Annotated in this window: 13 protein-coding genes; 3 read left to right on the forward strand and 10 right to left on the reverse strand. The window is 69.2% G+C overall.

The features are described 5' to 3' along the window. Positions 1-67: 67 nt before the first annotated feature. The 3 genes from C665_RS20570 to glmU form a co-directional block, all read right to left on the reverse strand. Entirely contained in the window at positions 68-655 is a 588-nt protein-coding gene (locus tag C665_RS20570; RefSeq protein ID WP_040828343.1) for a DUF7713 domain-containing protein, read from the reverse strand. Positions 656-874: 219 nt separating this feature from the next. Continuing rightward, the gene (gene glmS, locus C665_RS02440) at positions 875-2,701 is read right to left on the reverse strand and encodes a glutamine--fructose-6-phosphate transaminase (isomerizing) (protein WP_004299294.1); all 1,827 of its coding nucleotides are present in this window, start codon (positions 2,699-2,701) and stop codon (positions 875-877) included. 71 nt (positions 2,702-2,772) lie between these two features. Continuing rightward, on the reverse strand, positions 2,773-4,134 hold the full coding sequence (gene glmU, locus C665_RS02445) for a bifunctional UDP-N-acetylglucosamine diphosphorylase/glucosamine-1-phosphate N-acetyltransferase GlmU (protein WP_004299296.1): 1,362 nt from the start codon (positions 4,132-4,134) through the stop codon (positions 2,773-2,775). Positions 4,135-4,410: 276 nt separating this feature from the next. Between glmU and C665_RS02450 the strand changes: the two genes are divergently transcribed. The 3 genes from C665_RS02450 to ggt all read left to right on the forward strand — a co-directional run bounded on the left by C665_RS02450 (position 4,411) and on the right by ggt (position 9,155). Continuing rightward, a complete protein-coding gene (locus tag C665_RS02450) occupies positions 4,411-5,817 on the forward strand; it encodes a bifunctional enoyl-CoA hydratase/phosphate acetyltransferase (RefSeq protein WP_040828345.1) in 1,407 nt (468 codons plus the stop codon). After that, positions 5,814-6,998, forward strand: coding sequence for an acetate/propionate family kinase (locus C665_RS02455; RefSeq protein WP_004299299.1), 1,185 nt, complete (start codon positions 5,814-5,816; stop codon positions 6,996-6,998). Before C665_RS02450 ends, C665_RS02455 begins: the two co-directional genes overlap by 4 nt. A gap of 417 nt (positions 6,999-7,415) precedes the next feature. Continuing rightward, positions 7,416-9,155: a gamma-glutamyltransferase gene (ggt, locus tag C665_RS02460; protein ID WP_004299301.1), complete on the forward strand. Its 1,740-nt coding sequence runs from the start codon at positions 7,416-7,418 to the stop codon at positions 9,153-9,155. A gap of 104 nt (positions 9,156-9,259) precedes the next feature. On the opposite strand, the gene C665_RS02465 is transcribed toward ggt, so the two are convergent. The 7 genes from C665_RS02465 to ftsY form a co-directional block, all read right to left on the reverse strand. Beyond that, positions 9,260-11,011, reverse strand: coding sequence for a diguanylate cyclase domain-containing protein (locus C665_RS02465; protein WP_004299302.1), 1,752 nt, complete (start codon positions 11,009-11,011; stop codon positions 9,260-9,262). A 67-nt stretch (positions 11,012-11,078) separates the two neighbouring features. Continuing rightward, positions 11,079-12,959, reverse strand: a complete 1,881-nt coding sequence (locus C665_RS02470) for an ABC transporter ATP-binding protein (RefSeq protein ID WP_004299304.1) — start codon at positions 12,957-12,959, stop codon at positions 11,079-11,081. A 137-nt stretch (positions 12,960-13,096) separates the two neighbouring features. Next, a complete protein-coding gene (gene ahpF, locus C665_RS02475) occupies positions 13,097-14,656 on the reverse strand; it encodes an alkyl hydroperoxide reductase subunit F (protein WP_004299305.1) in 1,560 nt (519 codons plus the stop codon). A gap of 131 nt (positions 14,657-14,787) precedes the next feature. Next, positions 14,788-15,351, reverse strand: a complete 564-nt coding sequence (gene ahpC / locus C665_RS02480) for an alkyl hydroperoxide reductase subunit C (protein WP_004299307.1) — start codon at positions 15,349-15,351, stop codon at positions 14,788-14,790. Positions 15,352-15,583: 232 nt separating this feature from the next. Then, positions 15,584-16,480, reverse strand: coding sequence for a permease-like cell division protein FtsX (gene ftsX / locus C665_RS02485; protein WP_004299309.1), 897 nt, complete (start codon positions 16,478-16,480; stop codon positions 15,584-15,586). Continuing rightward, positions 16,477-17,175: a cell division ATP-binding protein FtsE gene (locus C665_RS02490; RefSeq protein WP_004299311.1), complete on the reverse strand. Its 699-nt coding sequence runs from the start codon at positions 17,173-17,175 to the stop codon at positions 16,477-16,479. The genes ftsX and C665_RS02490 overlap by 4 nt, the downstream gene beginning before the upstream one ends. After that, positions 17,172-18,315: signal recognition particle-docking protein FtsY (gene ftsY / locus C665_RS02495; RefSeq protein WP_004299313.1), on the reverse strand; the 1,144-nt coding region annotated here is incomplete at its 5' end. The genes C665_RS02490 and ftsY, both read right to left, overlap by 4 nt.

Here is an 18,315-nt window from a genome sequence, read left to right on the forward strand (position 1 = left end):
CGTCTGACAAAACAGTACTCAACTGCCGCCCTCTGAATGACGAAGACGCAAAGTTTATGAGCACCACCTAGATCTCATCAGAACGATCAACGATCTCAAGCTTGAACTGCCAGCCCTCGAACGCCGACAGCATACGCCCGAAGTCATTCCATGAGATTTCACGGCCATCAATCACGAGCAGAGGGGTCCGCTCCACCGCAGACTCATCCCAATCGATACGCCCCCGCACCGTCTGCTCAGCGATCTCAGTTTTCTCGCCTTCAGTCGCCAGATGCCTGATCGAGAGCAAACGGCGAAGTCGTGCGATCAGCTTCGCAAGCAATGCAAGTAGCTCTTGCTCAGGATTCCCGATTACCTGGCACTGATAGCCTGACGGGCGACCATCGCGAAGTTCAAAGGCATCCAGAACAACGATGTTCCCATGAAGACGCGTTCGGAAGAAGAAACGATGCGTTTCCCCTACGCTGTCCGTGAGGTCGATCGGCTCGAGCGGGATATCTTCAAAGTGCGCAAGACCCCCTAGCCGGGCAACGTCCGCGTTGAAGCATCGAGTACAAAGCTGGCGACAGCTTCCTTCGGCACCGCGATAACTGACGATGTCGTAGTGCGGCGTAAGCTGGCCACAGCTCTCGCATGGAATCGTGTCTTGGTCCATCACGCCCCCTCGATGTGCCTTCATTTTTGAAGCTTGCTCCGCCGGCCAGTTGCTGGCGATACCCAGGCTGATCGCCGGGCGCCGTGGCGTCAGAGCACGCCCGAAAAAAACGCCCGAGGGACTCCCCGGGCGTTTTCGACTTTATTGACCTGTTCTCGACTTTATTGCCACGTTGTCGACTTTATTTGCGCGGAACACCGGATATCAAGTACTACGTCTTCACTCGACAGTGACCGACTTCGCGAGGTTGCGGGGCTTATCCACGTCCGTCCCCTTCACCAGCGCCGCGTGGTACGACAGCAGCTGCAGCGGGATCACGTGCAGCACCGGCGACAGCATGCCGTAGTGCTCGGGCATGTGCAGGATGTGCACGCCTTCCGACTCGGGGATCTCGCTGCCCGCGTCGGCGAAGACGTAGAGCTCGCCGCCGCGCGCGCGGACTTCCTGCAGGTTGGACTTGAGCTTTTCGAGCAGCTCGTCGGCCGGGGACACGGCGATCACCGGCATGTCCTTGTCCACCAGGGCGAGCGGGCCGTGCTTGAGCTCGCCGGCGGCGTAGGCTTCGGCGTGGATGTAGGAGATCTCCTTGAGCTTGAGCGCGCCTTCCATGGCGATCGGCCAGTGGCTGCCGCGGCCCAGGAAGAGCGCGTGCTCCTTGCCGGCGAAGCGCTGCGCCCACTGCTCGATCTCGGGCTCGAGCTCGAGCACCTTCTGCACCGCGACCGGCAGGTGGCGCAGCGCGGCGAGGCGGCGCTCCTCGTCTTCGGCGGACAGGCGGCCGTTGATCTTGGCGAGCGCGAGCGTGAGCAGCGCGAAGGCGGCGAGCTGGGTGGTGAAGGCCTTGGTGGAGGCGACGCCGATCTCGGGGCCGGCGCGGGTGATGAAGCGCAGCGCGGTCTCGCGCACGATGGCGGATTCGGGCACGTTGCAGATCGCCAGCGTGCGCTGCATGCCGAGCGCCTTGGCGTGCTTGAGCGCGGCCAGGGTGTCGGCGGTCTCGCCCGACTGCGAGATGACCACGACCAGGGTGTCGGGGTCGGGGACGGACTCGCGGTAGCGGTATTCGCTGGCGATCTCGACGGTGACCGGCAGCTTGGCGATGGATTCGATCCAGTAGCGCGCGACCAGGCCGGCGTGGTAGCTGGTGCCGCAGGCGAGCACGAGCACGCGGCGCACACTGTCGAAGACTTCGCCCGCGCGCGCGCCGAAGTGCTGCGGGGTGATGCCGGCACCGCCGGCGATCAGCTCCAGCGTCTGCGCCAGGGCCTGCGGCTGCTCGAAGATTTCCTTCTGCATGTAGTGGCGGAACTTGCCGAGTTCGACCGCGTCGGCCGACAGGCTGGAGATGTGCACCTCGCGCTCGACCGGGCTGCCGTCGGAGCGGATCACGATGTAGCTGTCGCGGCGCAGCTCGGCGAGGTCGCCGTCTTCCAGATAGACGATCTTGCGCGTGACCTGCAGCAGCGCGGCGGTGTCGGAGGCGGCGTACATGCCGTCCTCGCCGATGCCGAGCAGCAGCGGCGAGCCGCGGCGCGCGACGATGACGCGGAAGGGGTCGGCCTCGGCGACCACGCCGATGGCGTAGGCGCCGACGAGCTCGTTGGTGGCCTGGCGCACGGCCTCGAAGAGGTCGGTGTTGGCCTGCAGCTTGTAGTGGACCAGGTGGGCGATGGCCTCGGTGTCGGTCTCGGACTCGAAGACGTAGCCCTTGCCCTGCAGGTCGGCCTTGATGGATTCGAAGTTCTCGATGATGCCGTTATGCACCACGGCGAGGCCGCCCGAGATGTGCGGGTGGGCGTTGCGCTCGGAGGGCACGCCGTGGGTGGCCCAGCGCGTGTGCGCGATGCCGATGTGGGCGGAGAGCTGGCGCGCATCGGCGAGCGCGGCGAGCTCGGCCACGCGGCCGCAGGAGCGCAGGCGGGTGAGCTCGCCGGCGAGCACGGCGAGGCCGGCCGAGTCGTAGCCGCGGTACTCGAGCTTGCGCAGGCCCTCGAGCAGGACCGGGACGACGTTGTTGGTTGCGATTGCGGTGACGATGCCACACATGGCGGGGCTTCCTTGTCGGTCTTTGGATTCGGTGCGGAGGGCGGGGCGGGCGGATCGGCTGGCGGAGGGGCTCAGCGCGGCTGCTTGACCGGGCGCTTCCAGTGTTCGAGGCTGATCTGCTTGCTGCGCGACACGGTGAGCTGTCCGGCGGGGGCGTCCTTGGTGAGCGTGGTGCCGGCGCCCAGGGTGGCGCCGCGGCCCACGCGCACCGGCGCGACGAGCTGGGTGTCGGAGCCGATGAAGACCTCGTCCTCGATGATGGTGCGGTGCTTGTTGGCGCCGTCGTAGTTGCAGGTGATGGTGCCGGCGCCGATGTTGACCTTGCTGCCGACGTCGGCGTCGCCCACGTAGGCGAGGTGGTTGGCCTTGGAGTGGTCGGCGATGACGCTGTTCTTGATCTCGACGAAGTTGCCCAGGTGCACGTCGGTGCCGAGCACGGTGCCGGGGCGGGTGCGGGCGTAGGGCCCGATCACGCAGGCCTGGCCCATGGTGGTGCTGTCGACGTGGCTGAAGGGCTCGAGCCGGGTACCGGCGCCGATGCGGGCGTCGCGGACGACGCAGTTGGCACCGATGCGTACGCCGTCGCCGAGCTCGACCTCGCCTTCGAAGACGCAATTGACGTCGATCTCGACGTCGCGCCCGACCGTGAGCGTGCCGCGCACGTCGATGCGCGCCGGGTCGATCAGGGTGACGCCCTCTTCCATCAGGCGGCGGGCGATGTTGCCCTGGTGGATGCGCTCGAGCTCGGCGAGCTGCATCTTGTTGTTGACGCCCAGCGTCTCGGCGAAGGCGTCGGGCTGCACGGTCGTCACCTCGACGCCGTCGGCCACGGCCAACCCGATGATGTCGGTGAGGTAGTACTCGCCCTGGGCGTTGTCGTTGCCGATGCGGCCGAGCCAGGCGCGCAGGTGGCGGACCGGGGCGACCAGGATGCCGGTGTTCACCTCGCGCACCTTGCGCTCCGCGTCGGAGGCGTCCTTCTCCTCGACGATGCGCACCACCTTGCCGGCGGCGTCGCGCAGGATGCGGCCGTAGCCGGTCGGGTTGTCCATCTCGACGGTGAGCAGCGCCAGGCGCGCGTCGCCGGCGGCGGCGACCAGGCGGCGCAGCGTGGGCACGCCGATCAGCGGCACGTCGCCGTACAGCACCAGGGCCACGTGCTCGTCGTCGAGGTGGGGCAGCGCCTGCTGCACCGCATGACCGGTACCGAGCTGCGGCTCCTGCCGCGCCCAGGCCAGGTCGACGGCATCGAGGCGCTCGCGCACCACTTCACCCCCATGGCCGTACACCACGCAGACGCGCTGGGCGTCGAGCGTGCGGGCGGCATCGAGCACGTGGGCCAGCATCGGCTTGCCGGCGATGGGTTGGAGGACCTTGGGCAGGACCGAGCGCATGCGCTTGCCCTGGCCGGCAGCGAGAACGACGACTTGCATGGTTGATTCCGTGGCGAAATGAGGAGATTCGACAGGTTTCGGGCGCACAACCGACCCCATCCGCGCCCGCAGATCGTAAAAACGCGCGGAGTCTAGCACGCGACCCGCGCAGCCAATCGTGAGCAATCGCATGGTGCGGGCATGAAAAACATCCGCGCCGCAAGGAAACGTGCGTGTGATTGACGCATTGCACAATTCGATCGTTTTAGCGCATGTGGCAGTCACATACAAGGTCTAGAATCGCGTGTTGCAATGCATCCAAGAACGAGAGTTGCCATGAAAGCTCCTGCCGCACAACAGATGATCCAGAACCGCACCTTCGACGAGATCCAGGTGGGCGACTTCGCCCAGCTCGTCCGCACGCTGCGCCCCGAGGACATCCACCTGTTCGCCGCCATGTCGGGCGACGTCAACCCGACCCACGTCGATCTCGAATACGCACGCTCCAGCCAGTTCCGCGAGGTCGTCGGCCACAGCATGTGGGGCAGCACGCTGATCTCCACCGTGCTCGGCACCGAGTTCCCCGGCCCCGGCACGGTGTACGTGTCGCAGGGGCTGAACTTCTGGCGCCCGATCACGATCGGCGACACGCTGACGATCACGGTCACCTGCAAGGAAAAGTTCGAGCACAACCACCACATCATCTTCGACTGCCTGGCGGTGAACCAGGACGGTCTCAAGGTGATCGACGGCATCGCCGAGGTGATGGCGCCGACCGAGAAGATCTCGCGCGCGCGCGTCGTGCTGCCCGAGGTCACCGTGTCCGACCGCGAGCTGCGCTACCGCCACCTGCTGTCGGTGTCGGCCGGCCTGTCGCCGATCCCGATCGCGGTGGCCCACCCCTGCGACCGCGAATCCCTGCTCGGCCCGGTCCAGGCGGCACGCGCCGGCCTGGTCGAGCCGATCCTGGTCGGCCCCGAGTCGCGCATCCGCGCCGTGGCCGAAGAACACGAGATCGACATCAAGGGCCTGCGCATCGTCGACACCGAACACAGCCACGCCTCGGCCGAGGTGGCCGTCGCCCTGTGCCGCGACGGCGGCGCCGAGGCGCTGATGAAGGGCTCGCTGCACACCGACGAGATGATGAGCCAGGTGATCAAGCACCTGCGCACCGGCCGCCGCATCAGCCACGTCTTCCTCGCCGACGTGCCGACCTACCCGCACCCGCTGATGATCACCGACGCGGCGATCATGATCGAGCCCACCCTCGAGGATAAGGTCGACATCATCCAGAACGCGATCGAGCTCGCCCACATCCTCGGCCTGCCCGAACCCAAGGTGGCGATCCTGTCGGCGGTCGAGACCGTGACCTCGAAGATCCGCTCGACGATCGACGCCGCCGCGCTGTGCAAGATGGCCGACCGCGGCCAGATCAAGGGTGGCCTGCTCGACGGCCCGCTCGCCTTCGACAACGCGGTGTCGCTGGTCGCCGCCAAGACCAAGGGCATCAAGTCGGTCGTGGCCGGCAACGCCGACATCCTGGTGGTGCCCGACCTCGAGTCCGGCAACATGGTCGCCAAGCAGCTCGAATATCTCGCCAACGCGCTGATGGCCGGCGTGGTGCTGGGCGCGCGCGTGCCGATCGTGCTGACCAGCCGTGCCGACACCGCCGAGACGCGCACCGCGTCGTGCGCGGTCGTGCAGCTGATGGCCCACAAGAAGCGCGAGGCCCTGAAGGCATGAAGGCCGTCCTCGTTCTCAATGCGGGCTCGTCGAGCCTGAAGTTCGCGCTCTACCCGGTCGACGGTGACGTGGCCGCCGCGCCGGCGGTGTCCGGCCAGGTCGAAGGCATCGGCGCCAGACCCGAGGTCACCTTCAAGACCGCCGCGGGCGAACGCATCCAGGAGCCGGTGGTGACCGGCGGCAGCCAGGGCGAACAGCATCGCGACGCGCTCGAGCACGTCTTCGCGCTGCTCGTCCGCCACAACCCGGCGCTCGACATCGTCGCCGCCGGCCACCGCATCGTGCACGGCGGCGAGCACTACAGCGCGCCGACCCGGCTGGACGAGGCGGTGCTGCGCACGCTCGACACCTTCGTGCCGCTCGCCCCGCTGCACCAGCCGCACAACCTGCGCGCGGTGCGCGCGGTCGCCACGCTGATGCCGCAGGTGCCGCAGGTGGGCTGCTTCGACACCGCCTTCCACCGCACCCAGCCGGCGGTCGCGCAGGCCTTCGCGCTGCCGCGCAGGCTGTCGGCCGAGGGCATCAAGCGCTACGGCTTCCACGGCCTGTCCTACGACTACGTCGCGCGCCAGCTGCCGGCAGTGGTCGGCGAGCGCGCCCGCGGCGCGGTGGTGATCGCCCACCTCGGCAACGGCGCGTCGATGTGCGCGCTGCGCGACGGTCGCAGCGTCGCGTCGACGATGGGCTTCACCGCGGTCGAGGGCCTGATGATGGGCACCCGCACCGGCAGCCTCGACCCCGGCGTGATGCTCTACCTGATGGAGCAGAAGGGCATGGACGCCAAGGCGCTCACCAGCCTGCTCTACAAGGAATCGGGCCTGCTCGGCGTGTCGGGCATCAGCCAGGACATGCGCACCCTGCTCGCCTCCGACGCCCCCGAGGCCAAGGAAGCGGTGGACCTGTTCTGCTACCGCATCGCGCGCGAGCTCGGCTCGCTGGCTGCGGCGGCGGGCGGGCTGGACGCGCTGGTGTTCACCGGCGGCATCGGCGAGCACGCCGCGCCGGTGCGCGAGAAGGTGGCCGCGCTGGCGGCGTGGATGGGCATCGAGGTCGACCCCGCCGCCAACGCCGACCACGCCCGCCGCATCGACACCGCGGCCAGCCGCGTCGCGGTCGCCGTGGTGCCGACCAACGAAGAGCGCATGATCGCGCGCTACACGGCGGAGACGCTGGGGCTGTAGGCGGCGCGGGCGGCGCGCATCGGCCAGCGCCGGCGCGCCGCGCTTCATCCATCGGCCGGATCGCGACTTGCGTCGCTCCTACAAGATCCTCGCCGGATCGCGACTCGCGTCGCTCCTACAAGACCCTCGCCGGATCGCGACTTGCGTCGCTCCTACAAGACCCTCGCCGGATCGCGACTCGCGTCGCTCCCACAAGACCCCGCCGGATCGCGACTTGCGTCGCTCCTACGCCCCGCATGCGGGCACGGGGGTCGGGGGCGCTGTGGGAGCGACGCAAGTCGCGATCGCGGCCTCTCGACCCGCGCAGTCCGCCCTCCCCGCGCGATCCTTTCGCCCCAATCCACCCGGGTATTCCCGCCTTGGGCATACCCTGCGGCCGGTGCTACCGTCATGCTCCCCAGCACGACGGAGCACACCATGAAAAGGCAAACCCTCCTCGCCACCGCGCTCATGATGGCGGCGTTCGGCGCCCTGGCGAAGCAGCCGGTCGACACCGGCCACGGCGGCGCGGTCGCCACCATCTCGCACGAGGCCAGCCTGGCCGCGATGCAGATCCTCGACGCCGGCGGCAACGCCATCGACGCCGCGGTGGCCGCGGCGGCCGCGCTCGGCGTCACCGACCCGTTCAGCTGCGGCATCGGCGGCGGCGGCTTCATGCTGATCTACTCCGCGAAAGACCGGCGCGTGATCGCCATCGACCACCGCGAGGTCGCCCCGGCGAGCTTCCACCCCGGCGTCTTCCTCGACGCCGAGGGCAAGGAGATGGACTGGAAGGCCACCGTGCCCAACGGCATCTCGGTCGGGGTGCCCGGCACGGTGCGCGGCTGGCACGAGGCGCTGACGCGCTACGGCACGATGGGCTTCGACAAGGTGCTCGCGCCCGCCATCCGGGTGGCCGAAGAAGGCTTCGCGGTCGGCCCCAACTTCCACCGCATCAACAAGATCAACGAGGCCAAGTTCGCGCGCTTCTCCACCGCGTCGGCGCTCTACCTGCAGGACGGCAAGGCGCTGCCGGTGGGCACGCGTTTCCGCAACCCCGAGCTCGCGCAGACCTACCGCGATATCGCGCGCGGCGGGGTGAAGGCCTTCTACGAGGGCCCGATCGCGGCGAGCATGGTGGCGGCGGTGAACCACCCGCCGGTCACGCCCGGCACGAGCGTGATCGCCGGCGGCCTCACCATGGCCGACCTGAAGGACTACGAGGCGCGCATCCGTCCGCCGATCCGCTCGACCTATCGTGGCTACGAGATCCACGGCATGCCTGCGCCCTCGAGCGGCGGCATCGCGATCGCGCAGGCGCTCAACCTGCTCGAGACCTTCGACCTCGCCGGCAAGCCGCGCGCCGAGATCGAGCACCTCTACCTCGAGGCCTCGCGCCTGGCCTTCGCCGACCGCAACGCCTACGTGGCCGACGAGGAGTTCGTGGATGTGCCCAAGGACGGCCTGCTGTCGAAGGCCTACGCGCGCGAGCGCGCGCGGCAGATCGGCGCCCGCGCGGCGCCGGGCAAGGTCGCGGCGGGCGACCCCTACCCCTTCGAGGACGACCGCTCGGTGCCGCTGCGCCCGCAGCCGAAGCCGCTCGCGCAGGAGTCGATGCATACCACCCACCTCACGGTGTCCGACCGCGAGGGCAACGTGGTCGCCTACACCTTCACCATCGAGGACTGGGGCGGCAGCGGCATCGTGGTGCCGGGGCGCGGCTTCCTGCTCAACAACGAGCTCACCGACTTCGACTTCAGCGGCCCCCACCCCAACCTGCCCGAGGCCTTCAAGCGCCCGCGCTCGAGCATGAGCCCGACCATCGTGCTGAAGGACGGCGCGCCCGCGTTCACGATCGGCTCGCCCGGCGGCTCGACCATCATCACCACCGCGCTGCAGACCATCGTCAATCACGTCGACCTGGGCATGAGCCTGGCCGACGCGCTCGCCGCCCCGCGCATGAGCCAGCGCAACGGCGAGACGACCCTGGTCGAGACCCTGCTTGGCTTCCCGGGCAGCGAGCAGGCCAAGGCGCTGGAGGCGAAGGGCCACAAGTGGCGCGAGACCGACCAGATCGGCGCCGCCAACGCCATCCGCTTCAACCCCGACGGCACGGTGACCGCGGTCAGCGAGCCGCTGCGCCACGGCGGCGGCAGCGCGATCGTGCAGAAGCAGTGAGGCGGCACCGGCCCGGGCGCGAAGACCAGGCCGCGCGGCGCGAATCGCGGCCGCGGCCTGCCGGGGGCGCCTGCAGGGCCGGCGTCCTTGTCGAAACCGAACCTTCAGGCCGGCTCGCCGTGGAAGCGGAAGCCGCCGCGGCCATCGTGCTTGACGGCATAGAGCGCGGCGTCCGCGCGGCGCTGCAGTTCCCCGGCGTCGGCGTCGTCCTGCGGACCGAGGGCGATGCCGACCGAGGCGCCGATGTGCGCGACGCCCTCGCCGAGCTCGAAGGGCAAGGCCATGGCGGCGCAGATGCGCTCGGCCACCTCGGCGGCATCCTCGCGGCCGCCGACCTCGCCGAGGATCACCGCGAACTCGTCGCCGCCCAGGCGCGCCACCGTGTCGGAGGCGCGCACGCACAGTTCCAGGCGGCGGCCGACCTCGACCAGCAGCGCGTCGCCGGCGAGGTGGCCGAAGCGGTCATTGACGCCCTTGAAGTGGTCGAGGTCGACCAGCATCAGCGCGAAACGCTCGCCATGGCGTAGCGCGCTGGCGATCGCCGACTGCAGCCGATCCTCGAACAGGCGGCGGTTGGGCAGGCCGGTGAGCGCATCGTGGTTGGCGCGGAAGCGCAGCTTCTCCTCGGTCTGCTTGCGCGAGGTGATGTCGGTCATCGTGGCGACGAAGCCCTCGGGCGCGTCGGCCTCGCCGATCCGCACCGCCGACATCCACTGCACGTACAGGTCGCCGTCCTTGCGCCGGTTCCACACCTCGCCCTGCCAGCGTCCGGCGGCGGCCAGCGTGGCGAGGAGCTCGCGGAAGAAGGCCCGGTCGTGGCGCCCCGAGCCGAGCATGGACGGCTTGCGGCCAAGGACTTCTTCGGCCGCGTAGCCGGTGATTTCGCAGAAGGCGGGGTTCACCTGGACGATGCGCAGCGCGGCGTCGAGCAGCATGATGCCCTCGGCGGCACTGTCGAAGATCGCGCGGTAGCGCGACTCGCTCGCCGCCAGGCGCTGCTCGCTGCGCCGGTGCAGGTCGACCTCGCCGGCGAGGCGGCGGTTGGCCTCGGCGAGTTCGACGGTGCGCCGCTCGATCAGACGCTCCTGCTCGGCGTTGATCCGCCGCACCTGGACGACATGGCGCCGGTTGGCACGCAGCAGGCCGTGCATCAGGCCGGCGGCGAGCAGCCCGGCGAGCAGATAGACGAAGACCGCGCGCATGCGCAGCTGATCGCGCCGGGCGATCAGCACCTCGGCAGGCATCGTCACCGAGATGCCGCCGCGGATGTCGCCCACCTGGTAACCCTGCTCTGCATGACACTGCAGGCAGGGCTCGCGCACCAGCAAGGGTGCCATGTAGCGATGCGCCGGGCCGCTTCCGCCCTCGCCGCCGCCCTCCACCAGCGCCAGCACCTCGGTCTCGCCGGCCTCGAACCGCGCGAGCGCCATCGCCTCCCAGGCGTCGGGACGGTTCTCGGGTCGGATCGGCTTGAGGCTGGTGAGGTGCAGGCGCGCGCCCTCCGCGTGCAGGGCGAGGTCGGCGATCTGCCGCGTCATGTAGGCCGGGTTGACCATGGTCAGGCGCACGCCGTCGGTGGTCTGCAGGTCGCGCGCCGGGTGCTTCAGCCAAGGGTTCGGCTGGGTGCTCTCGTCCACCACGACATACACCCCGCCATGCCTGGCGTTCCACTCGCGGGTGGTCTGGATCAGCGAGAACAGCGCCGCACCGCGTTCGCGGGCGATCGCGACGACGCTGCGGTCGATCAGCCGCCATTCGAGCACCAGCAACGTTCCGAACAGCAGCGCGCCGCAGAGGTAGATGAGCGCGACGACGCGCAGGGGATGCGCATCGCCGGATGCGGACTCCGACGCCATGTCATCGCCTCCGGTGGTCATGCTTCATTCTATGGAGAAAGCGCGCATGGAAGCGTGACACCTTTCCTCACGCGGGGCAGGCGGGATGAAGCGGCGTGCCGTCCTCGGCCTCCTCGCCGAGGAAGCCGCCGCTCTGGTGCGCCCACAGCCGCGCATAGAGGCCGCCGCGGGCGAGCAGGCTGTGGTGGTCGCCCTCCTCCACGATGCGGCCCTTGTCCATCACCACCAGGCGATCCATCGCCGCGATGGTGGACAAGCGGTGCGCGATCGCCACCACGGTCTTGCCTTCCATCAGGCGATACAGGCTGGCCTGGATGGCGGCCTCGACCTCGGAGTCGAGCGCGCTGGTGGCCTCGTCGAGCAGCAGGATGGGCGCGTCCTTCAGCATCACGCGCGCGATCGCAATGCGCTGGCGCTGGCCGCCGGAGAGCTTCACGCCGCGCTCGCCGACGTGGGCGTCGTAGCCGCTGCGACCCTTGGGGTCGGTAAGGCCGAGGATGAACTCGTGCGCCTCGGCCCGCTTCGCGGCGGCGATCATGTCGGCGTCGGTGGCGTCGGGGCGGCCGTAGAGGATGTTGTCGCGCACCGAGCGGTGCAGCAGCGAGGTGTCCTGGGTGACCATGCCGATCTGCGCGCGCAGGCTGTCCTGCGTCACGCCGGCGATGTCCTGGCCGTCGATCAGGATGCGGCCCTGCTCGAGATCGTAGAAGCGCAGCAGCAGGTTCACCAGGGTCGACTTGCCCGCGCCCGAGCGCCCGACCACGCCGATCTTCTCGCCCGGACGGATGGTCAGCGTGAAGTCGTCGATCACCCGCCGCGCCTGCGGCCCGGTGGCGCCGTAGGCGAACACGAGCCGCTCGAAGCGCACCTCGCCGCGGCTCACCACCAGCGCCTTGGCGTCGCTACGGTCGACCACCGCATGCGGGCGCGACAAGGTGTTGATGCCGTCCTGCACGGTGCCGACGTTCTCGAACAGCGAGGCCATCTCCCACATCACCCAGTGCGACATGCCGTTCAGGCGCAGCGCCATCGCGGTCGCCGCCGCCACCGCGCCGACCCCGACCTCGCCCTGGCTCCACAGCCACAGCGTCGTGCCGCCGGTGGCGAGGATCAGCCCCATCGACAGGCTGTGATTGACGATCTCGATGCCGCTCACCAGGCGCATCTGCGCATGCACGGTGCCGAGGAACTCCTGCATCGCGCCGCGCGCGTAGCCGGCCTCGCGGCCGGCGTGGGAGAACAGCTTGACGGTGGCGATGTTGGTGTAGGCGTCGGTGATGCGCCCGGTCATCAGCGCGCGCGCGTCGGCCTGGGCGCGCGACACCTTCGACAGGCGCGGCACGAACCAGCGCAGCGCCAGCACATAGAGCGCCAGCCAGCCGAGGAAGGGTGCGAGCAGCCAGGCGTCGAAGCTCGCCACCACCGCGGTCATGGTGAAGAAGTAGATGCTCACGAACACCAGGATGTCGGTAAGGATCAGGCAGGTGTCGCGCACCGCGAGCGCGGTCTGCATGACCTTGGCCGACACCCGGCCGGCGAACTCGTCCTGGTAGAAGCTCATGCTCTGGCCGAGCATCAGGCGGTGGAAGCGCCAGCGCAGCCGCATCGGGAAGTTGCCCGCCAGGCTCTGGTGCTTGAGCAGGGTCTGCACCGCCACCAGCACGATGCTGCCGAGGATGATGGCCGCGAGCAGCAGCAGGGTGCCGCCCTCGTCCGCCCACAGGCGCGCGGGCTCGACCGCGGCCAGCCAGTCGACCACGCGGCCGAGCATGGCGAACAGCAGGGCCTCGAAGGCGCCGATGGTCGCGGTGAGCAGCATCATGCCGAGGATGAAGGGCCGCATGCCCTCGGTGCCCGCCCACAGGAAGGCGAAGAAGCCGCGCGGCGCGGGGCCGGGGGCGGCTTCGGGATAGGGGTCGACGCGGCGTTCGAACCAGCTGAAAGGCACGGCGGCTCTCCGTGATGGGTCCGGCCTGTGACCGGCCGGATGGGCCGCGGGTGCCCGCGGCAAAGCAAAAAGCCCCGCGCGTGGCGGGGCGGGGTTCGCGGCTGCCGCCACCCGCGCAGGAGGGCGGCGGGCCGGGCTTACATGGTCGGCGCGCTGCTGCGGATCAGGTGGTCGAAGGCGGACAGCGAAGCCTTGGCACCTTCGCCCATGGCGATGATGATCTGCTTGTACGGCACCGTGGTGCAGTCGCCGGCGGCGAAGATGCCCGGCACCGAGGTCTGGCCCTTGGCGTCCACGATCACCTCGCCGAAGCGCGACAGTTCGAGCGTGCCCCTGAGGAAGTCGGTGTTGGGCAGCAGGCCGATCTGCACGAAGATGCCTTCGAGCTCGAGACGGTGCTCGGCGTTGGTCTTGCGATCCTTGTACACCAGGCCATTCACCTTGTCGGCACCGGTGACCTCGGTGGTCTGCGCGCTCTTGATCACGCTGACGTTGGGCAGGCTGTAGAGCTTCTTCTGCAGCACGGCGTCGGCGCGCAGGTCGTCGGCGAACTCGAGCAGGGTCACGTGGGCGACCACGCCGGCGAGGTCGATCGCGGCCTCGACGCCGGAGTTGCCGCCGCCGATCACCGCCACGCGCTTGCCCTTGAACAGCGGGCCGTCGCAGTGCGGGCAGTAGGCCACGCCCTTGCCGCGGAACTCCTTCTCGCCGGGCACGTTCATCTCGCGCCAGCGCGCACCGGTGGCGACGATCACGGTCTTGGCCTTGAGGCTGGCGCCGTTCTCCATCTTCACCTCGTGCTGGTTCTCGCCCGGCACCACGCCGGCAACGCGCTGCAGGTTCATGACGTCGACTTCGTATTCCTTGACGTGCTCCTCCAGGCTGGCGACCAGCTTGGGGCCTTCGGTGTACTTCACCGAAATGAAGTTCTCGATCGCCAGCGTGTCCATGACCTGGCCGCCGAAGCGCTCGGCCACCACGCCGGTGCGGATGCCCTTGCGCGCGGCGTAGATCGCCGCCGCCGCGCCGGCCGGTCCGCCCCCCACGACAAGCACGTCGAAGGCCGGCTTCTCGGAGAGCTTCCTGGCGTCGCGCGCCGCGGCGCCGGTGTCGACCTTGGCGAGGATCTGGCCGAGCTCGAGGCGGCCCTGGTCGAACTCCTCGCCGTTCAGGTACACCGTCGGCACCGCCATGATCTGGCGCTCCTCGACTTCCTTCTGGAACAGCGCGCCATCGATCATGGTGTGGCGGATCTTCGGGTTGAGCACCGCCATCAGGTTGAGCGCCTGCACCACGTCCGGGCAGTTGTGGCAGGACAGCGAGATGTAGGTCTCGAAGTTCAGCTCGACGTCGAGGTTCCTGATCTGCTCGATCACCTCGGCCTCGACCTTGGGCGGGTAGCCGCCGGCCTGCAGCAGGGCGAGGATCAGGGAGGTGAACTCGTGGCCCATGGGCAGGCCTGCGAAGCGCACGCGCGCCTCGCCGCCGCGCGGTCCGACCGAGAACGAGGGCTTGCGTTCGTCGTCATCGCGACGCTCGACCAGGGTGATCAGCTTCGACTGCTCGGTGACGTCGTGCAGCAGCTCGAGCAGTTCCTTCGACTTCGGACCATCATCCAGCGACGCCACGATCTCGATCGGCTGCGTCACCCGCTCCAGGTAGGCTTTCAGTTGAGTCTTGATGTTGGCGTCCAGCATGATGGTCACTCCCCTTCTGTTTTGCGACCGCCGCTGTTTACGGCAGTCCGGATACGACGCAGCCGGCGCGTGGCCGGCTGCGGAGCTTGCGCCCCGGACCACGGCGGTCCGGGGAAAGGTGCAGCACTGCCTTAGATCTTGCCGACCAGGTCGATCGACGGGGCCAGCGTGGCTTCGCCTTCCTTCCACTTCGCCGGGCACACTTCGTTCGGGTGCGAGGCGACGTACTGGGCGGCCTTGAGCTTGCGCACGGTCTCGGTCACGTCACGGGCGATGGCGTTGTCGTGCACTTCCATCGTCTTGATGACGCCTTCCGGGTCGATCACGAAGGTGCCGCGCAGGGCCAGGCCGGCTTCCTCGATATGCACGCCGAAGGCGCGGGTCAGCTGGTGGGTCGGATCGCCGACCAGCGGGAACTTGGCCTTGCCGACGGCCGGCGAAGTCTCGTGCCAGACCTTGTGCGAGAAGTGGGTGTCGGTGGTGACGATGTAGACCTCTGCGCCGGCCTTCTGGAACTCGGCGTAGTGCTCGGCCGCGTCCTCGATCTCGGTCGGGCAGTTGAAGGTGAAGGCGGCCGGCATGAAGATCACCACGGACCACTTGCCCTTCATGCTCGCATCGGAGACTTCGACGAACTTGCCGTTGTGGAAGGCCTGGGCTTTGAACGGTTGAACCTGGGTGTTGATCAGCGACATCTGTAATCCTCCAGAAGGGTTGTTGGAACGGTTCGGTGCAACTCGATGGAGCAAAGTTTAGACCGGTTCCTTGAATTGCTCTAATTGATTATGGAGATCCAGTCGATTGGAGGTCCCTATGGACTCGCGATTACCGGAGTGCATCGTCGATCGCGCCGCCACCGCCCGGGACAACGTCCGCGGGCAGCGTGCAAACGACGATCGAATGTAACTGGGGACGGATGACGAAAGTTCAAGTGCCGGCGAGATGCCGCCGCACCGAGATCGCCGCGCCCAGCCAGCCGAGGAAGGCCGCGAAGGCGACGATCGCCAGGCTGGCCTCGGGCTCGGGCCCGCTCAGCGCGAAGACGGCGCCGTAGGTCTCGGCGAGCCGCGCCACCGGGGCGGCGAGCGCCTCGATGCCGAGCGCCATGGTGCCGAGCGCGACGAGACCGCCGAGCGCGCCCTGCAGGCCGCCGAACCAGTAGAAGGGGCGGCGGATGAAGGGATCGGTGGCGCCGAGCAGCCGGCTCACCGCGATCTCCTGGCGCTGGGTGAGGATCTGCAGGCGAATGGTGTTGAAGGTGACCACCACCAGCGCGAAGCCGAGCAGGCCGGCGAGCATCAGCACCGCCGAACGTCCAAGCCCGAGCAGCGCATGCAGGCGCTCGACCCAGGCCGAGTCGAGCTGCACGTGCGCCACCTTGGGCCAGGAGCGCATGCGCTCGGCCATGCGCTCGAACAGCGCCGGATCCTCGCGGCGCGGCGCGAGCACGAAGGCGTCGGGCAGCGGGTTGGCCTTGAGCCCGCCGAGCACGTCGCCCAGGCCTGCAGCCTCGAGCTGGCGCAAGCCCTCGTCGCGTGGCACGAAGCGGTAGCTGGCGAGTTCGCTCTCGCCTTTCAGGCGCTGCTCGATCGCGGCGACCTCGGCCGCGCCGGCGTTCATGTCCAGGAACAGGCTGATCTCGGGCGTGCCGGAGACGCCGCGCGCCAGCGAGCCGAGGTTGTCGAGGAGCAGGTAGCCGCCGCCCGGCAGCGACAGCGCGATGCCGACCACCAGTGCCGACAGCAGGGTGCCTACGGGCTGCGACACCAGCCGGTGCAGTGCGTGACGGATCGCACGCAGGTGCAGGTAGAACCAGTTGATCACGCCGCAACCTCCTCCTGCGCCGGCCGTCCGCCCGGGCGCGAGTCCTCGACCAGCTGCCCCTTGGCCAGCACGAGCCGGCGCGGCCGGCTGGCGGCGAACAGGCTGGCGTCGTGGGTGGACACGAGCACGGTGACGCCGGCCTGGTTGAAGGAGCGGAACAGTGCCGCGATGTCGGCGGCGTAGGCGGGGTCGAGGTGGGCGGTGGGCTCGTCGGCGATGAGGATCGACGGCCGGTTGACGATCGCGCGCGCGATCGCCACGCGCTGCTGCTCGCCGCCCGACAGACCCGCCGGCATCTCCTTGCCACGCCCGTCCAGGCCCACGCGCTCGAGCGCGGCCGCCACCCGCTTCGCGGCGTCGGCCGCGGGGTGGCCGGTGATCACCAGCGGCAGCATCACGTTGTCGTAGACGTTGCGGTCGAACAGCAGCCGGCTCTCCTGCAGCACCAGGCCGAGGTTGCGGCGCAGGTAGGGGATGGCCGTGCGCGGCAGGTGCGACACGTCCTGACCGTTGATCAGCACACGACCGGCGGTCGGGCGCTCGATGACCGGGATGAGCTTGAACAGCGTGCTCTTGCCCGCGCCGGAATGGCCGGAGAGCACGACCAGCTCGCCATGGCGGATCTCGAAGCTGACGCCCGCCAGCGCCGTGTAGCCGCCCGCATAGCGCTTGGCCACGTCCTCGAAGACGATCATCTGCGCGCTTCCGCTCCCGCCTTGACCGCACCGGCACCCGGCTCGAAGAGCGCATCGACGAACTCGCGCGCCTTGAACGGCTGCAGGTCGTCGATGCCCTCGCCGACGCCGATGAAGCGCAGCGGCTTGGGGCACTGGCGCGCGATCGCCGCCAGCACGCCGCCCTTGGCGGTGCCGTCGAGCTTGGTGACCACCAGGCCGGTGACGCCGATCGCCTTGTCGAAGGCCTTCACCTGGGCGAGCGCGTTCTGGCCGATGTTGGCGTCGAGCACCAGCAGCACCTCGTGCGGCCCGCTCGGGTCGGCCTTGGCGATCACCCGGCGCACCTTGGCGATCTCTTCCATGAGGTGGAGCTGGGTGGGCAGGCGGCCGGCGGTGTCGGCGAGCACGACGTCGATCTTGCGCGCACGTGCGGCGTTGATGGCGTCGAAGATCACCGCCGCGGCGTCGCCGCTGTCCTGCGCCACCACGGTGACGTTGTTGCGCTCGCCCCAGGTCATCAGCTGCTCGCGCGCGGCGGCGCGGAAGGTGTCGCCCGCGGCGAGCAGCACGCTCTTGCCATGGGCCTGGAAGTACTTGGCCAGCTTGCCGATCGAGGTCGTCTTCCCGGAGCCGTTGACGCCCGCGATCATGATGATGAAGGGGCGATGACCTGCGACCTCGAGCGGCGCTTCGAGCGGCGCGATGATCTCGTGCAGGCCGTCGGCGAGCGCCTTCTGCAGCTGGTCGGCGGTCTCCAGGCGGTCGCGCTTCCAGCGCCGGCGCAGGTCGTCGATCAGGTGCTGGGTGGCGTCGACGCCGCAGTCGGCCATCAGCAGGGTGGATTCGAGCTCCTCGAGCAGGTCCTCGTCGATCTTGCGCAGGCCGAACAGGCTCGCCAGCCCTCCGCCGATCTGGTTTCGAGTGCGCGCGAGGCCGGCCTTGAGGCGCTCGGTCCACGACTTCTTCGCGACCGCGGCGGCGGCGGACGGCTCCGGCTCCGGCTCCGGCTCGGCTTCGGGTTCGGCTTCGATCGCCGGCTCGACCGCGACGGGGGCTTCGGGCGTCGACTCGCCCGGGGGTTCCGGCTGCGGCTCGGGCACGGCTTCGGCTGGCGCCTGCGCAGCGGGCTCCGGCTCGGCAAGGGCCGCCGCCTCGGCG

It is taken from the genome of Thauera aminoaromatica S2, from assembly GCF_000310185.1.
Taxonomy (GTDB): Bacteria; Pseudomonadota; Gammaproteobacteria; order Burkholderiales; family Rhodocyclaceae; genus Thauera; species Thauera aminoaromatica.

What these genes read in the sequence shown, in the direction of transcription:
- C665_RS20570 (WP_040828343.1), bottom strand. Translation starts at nt 655, where the DNA reads ATGGACCAAGACACGATTCCATGCGAGAGCTGTGGCCAGCTTACGCCG.
- glmS (WP_004299294.1), bottom strand. Translation starts at nt 2,701, where the DNA reads ATGTGTGGCATCGTCACCGCAATCGCAACCAACAACGTCGTCCCGGTC.
- glmU (WP_004299296.1), bottom strand. Translation starts at nt 4,134, where the DNA reads ATGCAAGTCGTCGTTCTCGCTGCCGGCCAGGGCAAGCGCATGCGCTCG.
- C665_RS02450 (WP_040828345.1), top strand. Translation starts at nt 4,411, where the DNA reads ATGAAAGCTCCTGCCGCACAACAGATGATCCAGAACCGCACCTTCGAC.
- C665_RS02455 (WP_004299299.1), top strand. Translation starts at nt 5,814, where the DNA reads ATGAAGGCCGTCCTCGTTCTCAATGCGGGCTCGTCGAGCCTGAAGTTC.
- ggt (WP_004299301.1), top strand. Translation starts at nt 7,416, where the DNA reads ATGAAAAGGCAAACCCTCCTCGCCACCGCGCTCATGATGGCGGCGTTC.
- C665_RS02465 (WP_004299302.1), bottom strand. Translation starts at nt 11,011, where the DNA reads ATGGCGTCGGAGTCCGCATCCGGCGATGCGCATCCCCTGCGCGTCGTC.
- ahpF (WP_004299305.1), bottom strand. Translation starts at nt 14,656, where the DNA reads ATGCTGGACGCCAACATCAAGACTCAACTGAAAGCCTACCTGGAGCGG.
- ahpC (WP_004299307.1), bottom strand. Translation starts at nt 15,351, where the DNA reads ATGTCGCTGATCAACACCCAGGTTCAACCGTTCAAAGCCCAGGCCTTC.
- C665_RS02490 (WP_004299311.1), bottom strand. Translation starts at nt 17,175, where the DNA reads ATGATCGTCTTCGAGGACGTGGCCAAGCGCTATGCGGGCGGCTACACG.